Source organism: Shewanella vesiculosa (assembly GCF_009994065.1).
GTDB lineage: Bacteria > Pseudomonadota > Gammaproteobacteria > Enterobacterales > Shewanellaceae > Shewanella > Shewanella vesiculosa.
Genome location: NZ_JAACSD010000015.1, coordinates 1 through 13,295 on the forward strand (window position 1 = coordinate 1; position 13,295 = coordinate 13,295).

Annotated in this window: 12 protein-coding genes; 1 reads left to right on the forward strand and 11 read right to left on the reverse strand. The window is 42.8% G+C overall.

Features of this window, described 5'->3' with window-relative positions:
- Positions 1-330: 330 nt before the first annotated feature.
- The 7 genes from GW828_RS15500 to GW828_RS15530 form a co-directional block, all read right to left on the reverse strand.
- A complete protein-coding gene (locus GW828_RS15500; protein WP_273058727.1) occupies positions 331-612 on the reverse strand; it encodes a GIY-YIG nuclease family protein in 282 nt (93 codons plus the stop codon).
- 600 nt (positions 613-1,212) lie between these two features.
- Entirely contained in the window at positions 1,213-2,397 is a 1,185-nt protein-coding gene (megL, locus tag GW828_RS15505) for a methionine gamma-lyase (protein ID WP_273058729.1), read from the reverse strand.
- Positions 2,398-2,667: 270 nt separating this feature from the next.
- Entirely contained in the window at positions 2,668-3,732 is a 1,065-nt protein-coding gene (gene oleD, locus GW828_RS15510) for a 2-alkyl-3-oxoalkanoate reductase (protein WP_273058731.1), read from the reverse strand.
- A complete protein-coding gene (gene oleC / locus GW828_RS15515; protein ID WP_273058733.1) occupies positions 3,720-5,414 on the reverse strand; it encodes an olefin beta-lactone synthetase in 1,695 nt (564 codons plus the stop codon). Before oleC ends, oleD begins: the two co-directional genes overlap by 13 nt.
- A gap of 126 nt (positions 5,415-5,540) precedes the next feature.
- On the reverse strand, positions 5,541-6,416 hold the full coding sequence (locus GW828_RS15520) for an alpha/beta fold hydrolase (RefSeq protein WP_124016190.1): 876 nt from the start codon (positions 6,414-6,416) through the stop codon (positions 5,541-5,543).
- 59 nt (positions 6,417-6,475) lie between these two features.
- A complete protein-coding gene (locus tag GW828_RS15525; RefSeq protein WP_124016191.1) occupies positions 6,476-7,525 on the reverse strand; it encodes a 3-oxoacyl-ACP synthase III in 1,050 nt (349 codons plus the stop codon).
- Between the two features lie 252 nt (positions 7,526-7,777).
- Positions 7,778-9,097, reverse strand: coding sequence for a methyltransferase (locus GW828_RS15530; RefSeq protein WP_273058736.1), 1,320 nt, complete (start codon positions 9,095-9,097; stop codon positions 7,778-7,780).
- Between the two features lie 79 nt (positions 9,098-9,176).
- Here GW828_RS15530 and GW828_RS15535 point away from each other — a divergent pair, with 79 nt between their 5' ends.
- Positions 9,177-9,404 carry a DUF1289 domain-containing protein gene (locus tag GW828_RS15535; RefSeq protein WP_124016193.1) on the forward strand — a complete coding sequence of 76 codons (228 nt, stop codon included), beginning with the start codon at positions 9,177-9,179 and terminating at the stop codon, positions 9,402-9,404.
- A 262-nt stretch (positions 9,405-9,666) separates the two neighbouring features.
- On the opposite strand, the gene GW828_RS15540 is transcribed toward GW828_RS15535, so the two are convergent.
- The 4 genes from GW828_RS15540 to phoU form a co-directional block, all read right to left on the reverse strand.
- Positions 9,667-10,023: a YajD family HNH nuclease gene (locus tag GW828_RS15540; protein WP_182723507.1), complete on the reverse strand. Its 357-nt coding sequence runs from the start codon at positions 10,021-10,023 to the stop codon at positions 9,667-9,669.
- Positions 10,024-10,280: 257 nt separating this feature from the next.
- A complete protein-coding gene (locus GW828_RS15545; protein ID WP_124016194.1) occupies positions 10,281-10,865 on the reverse strand; it encodes a DUF502 domain-containing protein in 585 nt (194 codons plus the stop codon).
- A gap of 164 nt (positions 10,866-11,029) precedes the next feature.
- Entirely contained in the window at positions 11,030-12,175 is a 1,146-nt protein-coding gene (locus GW828_RS15550) for a putative sulfate/molybdate transporter (RefSeq protein WP_273058739.1), read from the reverse strand.
- Positions 12,176-12,554: 379 nt separating this feature from the next.
- The gene (gene phoU, locus GW828_RS15555; RefSeq protein ID WP_273058741.1) at positions 12,555-13,259 is read right to left on the reverse strand and encodes a phosphate signaling complex protein PhoU; all 705 of its coding nucleotides are present in this window, start codon (positions 13,257-13,259) and stop codon (positions 12,555-12,557) included.
- Positions 13,260-13,295 lie beyond the last annotated feature (36 nt).

Genomic DNA, 13,295 nt, shown 5'->3' on the forward strand with positions numbered 1-13,295 from the left:
GTTTGTATGAAGTAGTGGTAAGCATTACCTACTAGCGTTGTATTGGGCATGTAACTGTAAGCCCTACCCGCACGTCATCCCTGAGATCTGTTATCAGGGATCCAGGTGTTGCTGTTGATCTTACTTAAAAGCGTAAAAGCTAACACCTAGATTCCGGCTCAAAAGCGTTGCCGGAATGACGGAATAGAGGGAATTTAGCCTCGCCGCCGTCATCCTCGAATGCTTTTATCGGGGATCCAGCTGTTGTCTTGGCTTTACTTCAGTCGTCATCCTCGAGATCTGTTATCGGGGATCCATTCTTTGCCTTGTTGATGGTAAAAGCTGATTGATTTATATTTCGAGATCATCCCATTGTGGATTTTGCTTTTCAATCAATGCTATTTTCCATTCACGCTTCCAGTTTTTAAGCTGTTTCTCTCTTGTTATAGCATTATAAATGTCATCAAAAACTTCGTAGTAGACTAATAAATTAATTGAATATTTTTTAGTAAAGCCATCAGACAAGCCATTTTTATGCTCCCAATTTCGTCTGATTAAATCAGACGTCACTCCAATATAGAGTGTGCCATTAGGCCGATTAGCCATGATGTAAATATATGATTGCTTGTCCATAAGCGTGTACCTGACTAAATGATAAATAAAATATAGCATCTAGTTAGATGGGTGCCTGTAAAAGCTACAAACTGGATTCCGGCTTAAAAGCATTACCGGAATGACGGATAAACAAACATTATCAGAATCACGAATAGAGGAAATTTCGCCTCACCGCCGTCATCCTCGAATGCTTTTATCGGGAGATCCAGCTGTTGTCTTGGCTTTACTTCAACTCAGTCATCCTCAAATGCCAAGATTCCGGCTCAAAAGCATTACCGGAATGACGTAGTAGTGGGCGTTGTTTGTATGAAGTAGTGGTAAGCATCACCTACTAGCGTTGTATTGGCATGTAACTGTAAGCCACACCCTCACGTCATCCCTGAGTGCTTGTATCAGGGATCCAGGTGTTTCTGTTTACCTTGTAGCTAACACCTGGATTCCGGCTAAAAAGCATTGCCGGAACGACGAGGAAGTGGGCATTATTCGTATTAAGTAGTGGTAAGCATCACCTACTAGCTTTGTATTGGCATGTAACTGTAAGCCACACCCGCACGTCATCCCTGAGTGCTTGTATCAGGGATCTAGGTGTCTCATTCACTTACCGCTTGTATAATTTTATTACAGTAGTGCTTGTTCTATGTCTGCTATCAGGTCTTCTACATTCTCTAAACCAACCGAGATACGCAGTAAATTATCGGTAATACCGGCACTGAGTCTGGCCTCTGGAGTGTATGGTGAGTGGGTCATAGATGCTGGGTGTTGAATTAGGGACTCTGCATCACCTAAACTGACTGCTATGGTAAAGAGCTCTAGACGATTAACAAAGTTGATCGCGTCTTGCTTATTGCCTTTGAGTTCGAATGCAATCACCCCTCCGGCGCGTTTCATTTGCATACCGATAAAACCATGACCTTGATGATGACTTAGCCCTGGATAAAAAACTTGGCTAAATTTAGGATGTTTATCTAAATATTCAGCTAATACTTCAGCGTTGTCACAGTGGCGAGTTAATCGTACATCTAAGGTTTTTAAGCCGCGTAAAATAAGCCAAGCATCGTGTGGGGATATCACGCCACCAAAGTCTTTGAGTATTTCATATTTGAGTCGGTGCATGTGCTCGGCGTTACCACACACAATACCGGCAATAACATCACCATGGCCATTTAAGTACTTGGTAGCACTGTGGATCACCATGTCGATACCCATAGCTAAAGGTTGTTGCAATAAGGGCGTCATAAAGGTGTTATCGACTATTGATACCAATTTATGGGCTTTAGCAACTTTGGCGATTGCAGCAAGATCAAATACTTGTAAATGTGGGTTCACTGGGGTTTCACAAAATATCACTTTGGTATTGGGCATAATAGCCGCTTCAATTGCTGCAATATCAGTAAAATCAACCAAGGTGCTGGTAATGCCTAAACGGGTTAGCTGAGTGGTCATTAACGCAAAGGTACAACCATAAACGGCTTTGGAAGCAATCAAGTGATCGCCTGCATGTAAATGGGTTAGTAGTGCACTTGATACAGCAGCCATACCTGATGCGGTTGCGGCCGCATCTTCTGCGCCTTCAAGCAACGCCATTTTGCGCTCGAGTTCTGCAGTGGTTGGATTACCTAAACGCGTATAAATATAGCCTGTTTCTTCGCCAGCAAAGCGAGCACCACCCTGCTCTACGTTATCAAATACAAATGTGGCGGTTTGGTATAGCGGTGTAGTAAGTGAGCCAAAGGCTTCGCGTTGATGGCCGCCATGAATAGCTAAAGTTGCTAAATTCCATGTGTTGTTCTTGTTGTCTTGCATTGATTCTCCCTGCGCCACCTTGTTATGAGTTGTTACCCTCTTTAGGATAACTTTTGTATGGTGGTCAAGATTCAAGATACAGTGGAATAAAATATAACCAAGCGATTGCTAAAAAATAACCAAAACCATTAATGTAAAAACAATTTTACAAACCATTTGGTGTGGTGTTTTTAGTAAGGGGATTTTCTATAGTGCAGATTATCATGGGCAATAATTAAAGACATTTTGTGCTAACAGCCTAAACCGCCAACGCAGATGATTAACAGGCAATTAGTGCGACAGTGATAACTTAAGCTTTTGCATGCCCTTCTCAATACTCACCAGCGGCTGATAGCCTAAATCTTGTTTTGCCGCGCTGATATCAAAGTAATGACTGGTTGATAATTGTCTTGCGACAAAGCGAGTCATGATGGGCTCTTGCTGTTTGTTAAGTAAGCCGTAGACTGTTTCAAGAAGCACACCAGCAGCATAAGCAACAGATGCAGGAACTCGCTTGGTCACTGGCGGTAAATCAACGCAAGCTAGGATCTGGTTAAGCATTGCAGCCATTGTAATCGGTTGGTCGTTACTTAAAAAATAGGCTTTACCGGCACTATTGGCGGCGCCAACAAGGTCAACTGCCGCCAGAATATGTGCATAAGCGGCATTGTCGACATAAATCGTATCGACCAGTTTATCTTGCTGTCCTACCAGTTTTAAGCGCCCTGCTTTAGCCCGTTCGATCACTCGCGGAACCAGATGAGGATCATTTGGCCCCCAAATTAAATGCGGCCTTAAGGCGGTCGTTTTTAACATGGAATGATTGGCTTTTAATATCATGGCCTCAGCGATGGCTTTCGATTCACCATAGTAATTAAGGTATTCACTGGCATAAGGTGCAGATTCATTAATGCCATTTTCATCCACACCAGCAAACGTTACACTTGGGGTGCTGGTATAAATTAACCTTTGAATATTAACCGCTTTGCATGCGTTGATGATATTGGCTGCGCCATCGACATTGGGCGAGAAATAACTTTGTTTACTGCCCCACACGCCAGCTTTTGATGCCACATGAAAAACTAAATCGCAACCTTGCATTGCCTGTTTGACACTAGCAAAGTCGCTAATATCACCTTGACGCATATCAACCCCAAGTTTTATAAGCTTAGGGTAATGACCTCTGGCAAAACCGACAACCTCAATTCCAGCGGCTAATAAACGCTGACAAATGGCGAACCCAAGAAAGCCACCCGCACCGGTCACAAAAACTTTGCTGACCGATTGCGCTAACTGCTTCAATGCAGCTTGCTCCAGAGGATGTAAGTCTGCCAAATCCATCGTTATTCTTTCCATTGCTTTTGGGCCCATATGGCGAGTTTTTCTCTGAATATTTTCGCATTATGACGTACGTCGACAGGGAAATCTGGATGAATTAAAAAGCGCCCAATGCCTTCAGTATGTGGATACTGCTGAGCCAATGCCATTAGCTCTTGATAAAGAACTTTAGAGGTTGAGCAAACAACGCCTTTGCTTAATTCGACGCACAAAACCGGAACCATATCACCATTAACATTAACGCCTACAATGGCGGAACGCTTAACTTGAGGATGAGTATTAAACACTCGCTCACAGGGCAGCGTATAAAAGCGTTTAAGCCGCTGCTTACCTCGCGTAGCATCAACTATGTGACCTTTACGTCCACACATCCACAATAAGCCATTATCGTCGATATACCCTACGTCTCCCATACGATGTATAACGCGATCGCCATCGTTAATTTTAGCTAAGTCTGTCGCATGTTGACGTTGGTAATAGGCTTGACTGACCATGGGACCACTCACCACGATTTCGCCTATTTGATTGGCGCTAAGCTTATTAACCTTTACCCATTCAGGCTGCGCTGCATCAGTAACCGCAATAATATCCACACTGACAGACTGTATTGGCTTACCGACACAAATTCCTTTACCTTGATCGGTTAATTCGCTAGTAGCAAACAATGCATGACTGCCAATCATGCTGATAGGCAAAGATTCTGTCGCGCCGTAAGAATTCAGCACTTCAACCTGTGGGTTGAGCATCTGGCTAAAACGTTTAATCGAGCTAATTGTAGCTGGCGCACCAGCTGAAATAACCCGTTTAACACTGGTTAACTTATGCTGAGTTTGCTCGCCCGCTTGGCCTAAGCGTTCTAATAAGGCGGGATTAACGAACATGTTACTGCATTGATATTGATCGATTGCAGCAAACAAATTGGCAGGATTGGCGCTAATGGGTTTGCTGGCATCCATGTCGGGCACAATAGACGCCATGCCCAGTGCTGGGCCAAATAATGAAAATAGCGGGAATGTGGCTAAGTCTCGCTCGCCAGGAGTAATACCGTAATCGTGTTTAAGGGCGCTAATTTGTGCTTCAAACATCCCATGGCTATAAACCACGCCTTTTGGGGTTCCTGTGCTACCACTGGTAAATAAAATCGCCGCCATTTCATCGCGTTCAAGCAATGCTATCTTAAGTGGTTGCGCTTGATTACGGCCAATTTCAATTATGGTTTCTAGGCTAATCGCATTAGCTAACCAACGCTGTAAACCCGAGCCTCCGACATTAATAAGGTGTTTAACACTACCCTTACCCCAACCGAGCATACGCCTTGCAATATGGGCTTTAGGTATGCCAATAAACACATCCGGGCGTGACTCTTCAAAACACTGTTTAAGGTTGTTAATACCCATGCCAGGATCGACCAGAATAGGAATAATCCCCGCCTTGAATAAGGCGAAGGTAAGCGAAAAAAACTCAAGGCTGGGTGTCACCATTAACACGGCTTTCATGCCGCGTGTAATACCAAATTGCAATAAGCCTTTGGCAATCATATCGGATTGCTGATGCAGGCTGATAAAATCAATTTCTTGATAATCAAATCGCCCTTGCTTGGCATGTTGCACAGCAACGGCAAGCTCTGTTGGCATGGTTTGCGCAGCGGTGTTTAGATGCTGGCAGATATTGGCATTAGCGACAACGGTGGTTTGAGTCATGTTTATTCATTCTGACTAATGTGGATGATTCATCTGAGCAGGCTTGCTGTGATAACACAGGTAACCAAGCCAAACTTTTTAGACGCTTAAAATCACTAAAAGGCTCAAATGAGCCTTTTAGTCGGATTAGTTTTTTGCGATAAAATCTTTGATTAAGCCAATGACTTCGTCGCTGGCATCTTCAAGAATGTAATGACCGCAGTCAGCAAACTCGTGCACAGTGGCATGAGGCATTCGCTGTCGCCATTCTTGTAAAAAATGCTTATCAAATACAAAATCTTGTAAACCAAAGCAAATCAGTGTCGGGACATCAGCAAACTGACTTAAGCTGTCGCCAATACTGGTGACTAAATCATAATTACGATCGCCTGGCTTTAGGGGAATGTCTTGCACAAAGCGTAAGGTCGAAATACGATTTTTCCACGAATTAAAAGGCGCAACGTAGGCTTCTCGAACCTCTTTTGCCATTGGCTTTCGCTTAACGCCAACATAAGAAGCCGCTGACGAAAACGCATTCAAACCACGAACCAGCAAGGTGCCTAGCAAAGTTTCTCTACAAATCCATAGCGCCCATGGAAACGGCTTGGTTTTAGGCAAATGAAAGGCTGCAGTGTTTAAACACACGATACGCTTAATGCGATCAGGATGGCGCGCCGCAAAGCCCATACCAATCATACCGCCCCAGTCATGCACCACTAGAGTAATGTTTTGTGTAACATCAAGACTGTCCAGCAAAGCTTCTAAATCGTCAATGCGGCTTTTTAAAGTGTAATCATATTGAGGATCATCAGGCTTGTCTGATAAACCACAGCCAATATGATCTGGCACAATACATTGATGGGAATCACTCAAGGCACTGACTAAATTTCTGTAGTAGTAACTCCAACTAGGATTACCGTGCACCATCACAACAGGCTCGCCTTGGCCTTCGTTGATATAGTGCAGTTTATTGCCATTACGATCTAAAAAATGACGTTTAAATGGCAGCAAGTTGTCTAGCATGATGCATCCTGTTAACTATTTTTATAATGAAATGCAAAAACGTCAGTGCAGCCATAGGCTTACCACTTAATTCCTAACATCATGCAGTTTAAGCCACTGCCTATTCCTAAAAAGCTGACTTGATCGCCAACACGTAAAAAACCTTCATCATGAGCAATTGCCGCCGTCACAGGGAGTGAGACCGTGCCCATATTGCCTAATGTTTGATAGGTGGGATATTCTTTTTCATGGGGTATATTTAATGCATTGAGCACTTGTCGGCGGTTGGAAGCCCCCACTTGATGACAAATCACTTTATCAACTTGTTCGACAACCCAATCACGCTGCTCTAAAAAATGCTCCCAAGTGTGCTTGGCAAGCTCGACACCTTCTTTCAATAAGGTGACCGCGTCTGTACGCATAAACTCACGGTACAACAAGTGCCCAGCTTCTTGCAGGCCCCATTGACACAATTGGTGATGTTCTGGTGCAGACAAATGACTCGCCCCTAACAACTGGTGTTGGCGAGTGGTTTTAAGGTCCAAAGTGCCATCGGTTAAAATTACCGCAACAGCGCCTGAGCCACCGGTTAATGTCGCCAGTGATTGAGCAAAATTTTGCATGGTAGGTTCAGCTAACATGTGGTCGATGGTCGCATCAACTATGTCTCGTGCAGATTCACACGACACCACCATACCGGCTTTGATTTGGCCTAACTCTATGCGGTTAGCAATATCTAAAATGCCCGACAACACACCTAAACACGCATTACTGATATCGTAGATTGCAGTGTCTTTAGACACCCCGAGTTCAGCAGCAATACGACAAGCGGTAGCGGGTTCATGTTGGTCACGACAGACACCGGTGTAAACCACAGCGCCTAAATCACTGACATTGATTCCGGTTTCATTCAAGGCCTTTCGTGCTGCAGCAATGGCACCATCTGATAAACGATGACCTTTAGGCCACCAGCGACGCTCGGTAATTCCGGTTAACGCGGCAAGTTGCCCCATTGGAATACGAAACTTTTGATACAGTGGCGCCAAGCGAGATTCTAAATCGCTACTCGACACTACTTGTGGTGCTAGCTCATAGGCCAGACTATTGATAAAGACGCGTGAATATTTCATTAAACCGTATAATTCGCTTCGCTCTAGCAAGCCCAAAAGCCACTAGAATAGTTGTTATTCGTTATTAACCCGCCATTTGAACAAGAATGGCCTAATTATTCAATCAAAAACAGTAAGCCAATACCGTGATTTGGATAATTATTTATGGTTAGATTTCATTGCTTGATTAACTAGTATGTTGATTTTCACAGTTTTAAGGTAAATAGACTAGTATAAACAATGGTTTAATTTACCGATTTGTGACAAATGCTGTTATTCGTCTGTTTTAATTGCTTGGATCAAGGCATTTCGTGGTGTCACACTGTTTGCACAAAATTCAGCCAAGGTAACTTGGTATCCCTGCTCCTGTAAAAAACAGACTTGGTCGAGCAACAGCCAGCGCTCCAATACACGACGAAATAAATGAGCCACTAAATCGATTCGCTTTGTCAGGCGTTGACGCGCAATACCGCGGTGCAAATAATGGCTTAAATTAATCTCACTGGATAGTGATAAATGCTTTTGATTTGCTGCCCATTGGCAAAAATCGCTAAAACTACCGCTAAGCTGGCTTTTTTTAATCGTCGGCACCGGCAAATAAGCCTCTACACCTCGAATATCTCGCTGCAAGCTATCAAACCCTAAGCGCCATGATACCTCTTGATTGCGTAATTGTTGTTTTTTACTGTTGGCAATAACGCTTTGTTGCAATGGTAGTTGTAAATCATGCTTTGACAGCTTCAGAGCGCTGCCTTTGGCTAAAGCCGATAACGGCTGATAATCTTCATGCTCAATCAAATGATAACAACAAGGTGAAATAGAAATCGCCCGAGTACCCGCTAAGGTTGCTAACTTGAGTAAACGTATGTGTAAGTCACCGCAGGCGTGCAATGCGATGGCATGTTGATCGATTAACAATAGCGGTTTACTTGAGTCTATTGGCGCAAACGCATCGGCACAAATAAAACGCTGCGGGATTTGCCATTGTTTGGCAAACATTTGCCCTTGGGCGCATAAACTCGCTTGCCACTCAAGACTGGTCACCTCAACCTGTTGCTGTTTGGCGACTAAACGGCCTAAATGGCCTTTACCAGCACACCATTCTAAAATGGGTAATCGAGGTAACAAAGGTTGATACTTTGGATCAACTTGATGTGAAAACGCCGTAATTTGCTGCCATTTTCGCCCTTTAATATGAGCGCTAAAATGCACTAAATCGTCATTTTCAGGCTGATTATTTTGTTGCTCTTGACTGGGAAAATCGACCGTATTCTCTGAATTAACAGATTGTGTAGCCGAAGTGATGACTAACCAGCTTAGTTGACTAATGAGTTCGTCAGCCTGTGGTAATAGACTTTGTTTAATATCGCTCATCAAACTGGGCAATAACGTCTCAACCAGCAACTGCTGATCCATATCGAGGCTATCTATTTCACCATCGTCAAGCTGCCACACTTTTTGAGCTAACTGCGGAAAGGTCTGTTGCCAAGGTAAGTGGTCACACTCAAAAGCAACCAGCTGCCATAAGGGTTTTAAAGCATCAAGAAGTGTATCGACCGCGTTAAAGGTAGAATGATAATCGATTACTGACATATGGCTGCTTATAGTTAACCTTAGCTGATTGAAATGATAGGATGCAGTCCATTGAATACCTAAACCGGAATTGTAAACTATGCACTCACCTTGTGTCGCCCGTTGTGGCTTAAATGCTGATGATTATTGTATGGGTTGTTTTCGTCACATCGATGAGATTGTCACTTGGTCACAAATGAATGATGAGCAACAACAGCTCATTTGGGACAGTTTAACGGCCAGAAAACAACAGTTTTTAGGTGAGAGTAATAATCAGACCTTGTCACGAGCCAAATGGTTAGAAGCTGAAAAACGGATTAAACGCTGATAGATTATAACGAGCGATTACGAGCCTAGATACTAGGGCGGACTGCGTCCTGCTAGTGCACTTGGCCTTCTATAACAAGGGTAAAGCATCAGGCATAGCTCAGAAGTATTGCCATGATGGAATCTAGCCCCCTAAGCTTCACCCTTTTGAATTTGATGTTATAGTATCTCGCCGTGAAACGTCATAGATCCTAGGCGGTTTCGCGCTTGTCATCGCCGGTTATCAATTTGTCATCGCTCTTAGCACTTTACCCGTCGCTGAACTACTTCTTCATCATGGCTTTTAAGTCAGCAAATGGGTTGAAGGTGGCAGCTTGTTGTTTGGCTTCTTTGGTACTGCCATAGCGAATTAATTCTTCAAAACGTGAGTGTTCGTTGTCGTGGCAGTACAAGCACAATAATTCCCAATTGGTGCCATCTGATGGGTTGTTATCGTGGTTATGATCGCGATGATGTACCGTGAGTTCAGATAAGTTTTTATGGGTGAATTCGCGAGTACAGCGACCACATACCCAAGGGTAGAGCTTAAGGGCTTGCTCACGATAGCCTTTCTCACGAGAGGCTTTATAGTCTCTGGCTTCAGCTAATACTTTATCTAATTTACTTTCGTTGGCTGACATTAATTTATCACTCATAAATAAAATGGCCTCAAGGATAAATCACTGTTATCACTTGGGGTAATTGTTTATAGCATCTTGTAGACCATTACGCTGCAATGGTCATATATGCAAAGTCAAAGCGATAACTAGAGATGACAAACGAACGAGCAGAACGGCAAATCCGTCCTAGTCTTTAGCCCTAAAACGCTTTATTTTTAGTACAGCGTTGGCAGCTATCGCTTTTATCAACTGTTATCGCTCCAAACAGATTTTAGCGGCTATGAAGCGTCTTTGCTATTCGATATTCCAGCGGTTAAATTAAAGCGCATTGCATCTTCAAAAGACCAATCAACACTGATTAAGTCTTCACGCTTTACTAAGCTTGTTACCCCAGCAATTTGATAACTCAATTGAAATAATACTGGCACCCAATCGCCTTCAGGCAAAGCATCAACTAAGGGCTGTGGCGCAAACTCACTCATGATAAAACCGACTACAAAGCTACCATTGGCTTGCTTTACTAACACGGTTTTTTGGGTTTTAGGTTGGCCGTCACGGTTCATTAAACTGGCAATATCCCGAATGCTGCCATAAACCGATTTAAACAATGGAAACTTCATCAGTTGATTTTCAATCCAGCCATAGACCCATACAATTGGGCTAACTGAAAATAATAATCCCGCAATAAAGACTAAGGCTGCGACCAAACAAAAACCTGCGCCGACAAAAACAGGTTCTATTCCAACAATATCAAGTAATAGCTTACCTAAACCATCAAGGGAGATGAACAATGACCAGAAAAGCCAGATCGATAGCACCATAGGTAATAAATTCGTTAAACCACGAGTAAGGGTATTTTTCATTGATCACACAAAAGAAGATAGAACAGGACAAAAATGTTACCACAGTTTGTTGATTAGTCACTTCAAAAATAGCAACTGACTCATTGGACTATTGCTGCGCTGTCAGACTGCCCTGATAAAAAAAGACACCATAAGCTCACAAATATTACCCTACAAGTGCACGATTACTGTTTCGAGTTAACAAGATTCAACCATTGGTGACGACCTAACTCTAGTACGACACCAACAGCCAAACCGGCTGCGGTGTTAATCAATAAACACGTCACCGCGGTTGATAAAATAACCAACATACAAAACGGCTTGCCATCAAATAAACGTTTAGACCATGCTAATTGTGTCCCTGCTATGGCAAGTAAACTGCCTAAAACGGCTAAAGGGATCAATGACAATGCACTGGCAATACCTTTACCCCAAAAGATGGCAATAACAATGCACGCACTACCAAAAATAGTCGGTGCTAGCCAGGTTCGTGCGCCAAAGTGATATTGCACCGCCAACCCACCAGCGCCGTGACACATTGCCGTTGCACCAAAAGGCGATAACAGCAAGTTAGCCCAACCAGAGCTTTTAGCAAATTGTTGTGGTTCAAATCTTTCACTTTCTTGAGGAAATTTATCTTTTGCCATCGCAGAAATCGCAATCACTGCATTGGTCAATGTGAGCGCTAACTGAGGTAGCACCAATAAAACAGCAGCAGAGCCCCACTCATCGATACTCGGCCAACTCAACGGCCAAACACTGGTATGGCTCAAGTTAACACTGGGCAGAGTCCCACTTGTTAACTGCCAAACAATGCCAAGAATAATCACTACCGGCATCACCAAATATTGCATTGGCATAAAACGACTGGCAAACAAAAAACTAAAAGCAAGTATGCCTACCCACCATGTTTCGCTCATCATGACGCCACCTAACCATATCAATTGGAGTCCTATTGCTAACTGGATCCCAATACTGATCGCCGGCGATAACAACTTAGCCATCCATTGAATAATGCCACTATAGGCTAAAACAAGTAGAATAAGGCCCATTAACATGGCGGATGCTTGTAACATTCCAGGAGACATTCCTTCTGCAATGACTAACGCACTGATCACCTTCATAGGTTGTATCGGAATGGGGCGTCGATAATAAAATGCCGTAAATAAGGCAAAAAAACCGAAGCCTAAAAATATCCCTTGAGGGGAGAATTGATTAAGGGAAATTAAGCCTAAAACGAGAGGAAGAAAGGTACCTAAATCAGCAAATGCGCCACTGAACTCACCTGAAATCTTATTTACGTTATCGAAACGATTGATCTCACATCTCATATATCTTGCCGTAAGGAATGGATACTGAGATAAAGCAATTACAGTGCCATATTAAAAATGCGACACACCTCTAAATTAACATGCCTAAATATAAATTTAACAACGTCATTGCGACAATATGAACCATAGTATGTCGCCAACAATGGTCATTATGTCCACATAATCGTTTGTTAAATCATTAGTATTTAGAAAAAATCACTTAAAAAAAGATCAGCTGAATCAATGAAAAAGTAGATTTGGTCATCAATATATTGATGATATTAATAATACATTTCTCTCAACAGACGTAAAAAAGCCCCAACATAAGTTGAGGCTTTTTTACAAGGTCGAAAAATGGCTTACTTAGGCACTCTAGATTTGAATATTACAATTTAGAGACTTAAACCTCTTTTTCCATTTCTTCGTAAGAAATATGACGAACGTCTTTACCTTTTACATAATAGATCACGTATTCACAGATGTTCTTACAACGATCGCCAACACGCTCAACAGCGCGCGCAGCCCATAATACGTCTAATACACCAGGAATTGAGCGTGGATCTTCCATCATATGAGTCATTAATTGACGGATGATACCTTCATACTCTTTGTCTATTTTGGCATCTTCTTTATGTAATTCAAATGCTTGGTCAGCATCCATACGAGCTAATGCATCTAAAGTTGAGTGCAGCATACGTGTGGCATGACGCCCCATGTTTTCAATACTCACCAATAAAGGTTGTTGGCTGTTAGCACGTTTTTCAACCGCGGCTTTAGCAATACGAACACACGCATCACCAATACGCTCAAGATCGGTAATGGTTTTTGAAATAGCCAAAATTAAGCGTAAGTCACTTGCTGCAGGCTGACGCTTGGCAATAATACGAGTGCATTCTTCGTCAATAGCCACTTCCATGCCATTCACTTTATGATCGCCTTCAATCACTTGTTGAGCCAGCTCTGAGTCAAGGCTTGCAAGAGCATCTAATGCTTGCTCAAGCTGACGTTCAACTAAACCGCCCATGGCCAATACGCGATTGCGAATATCATCAAGCTCAGCATTAAACTGGCCTGATATATGTTTACTTAAATTCATTTTATCCATGATACCCACCTAAATTCTGTATATTAATTAAAAGCG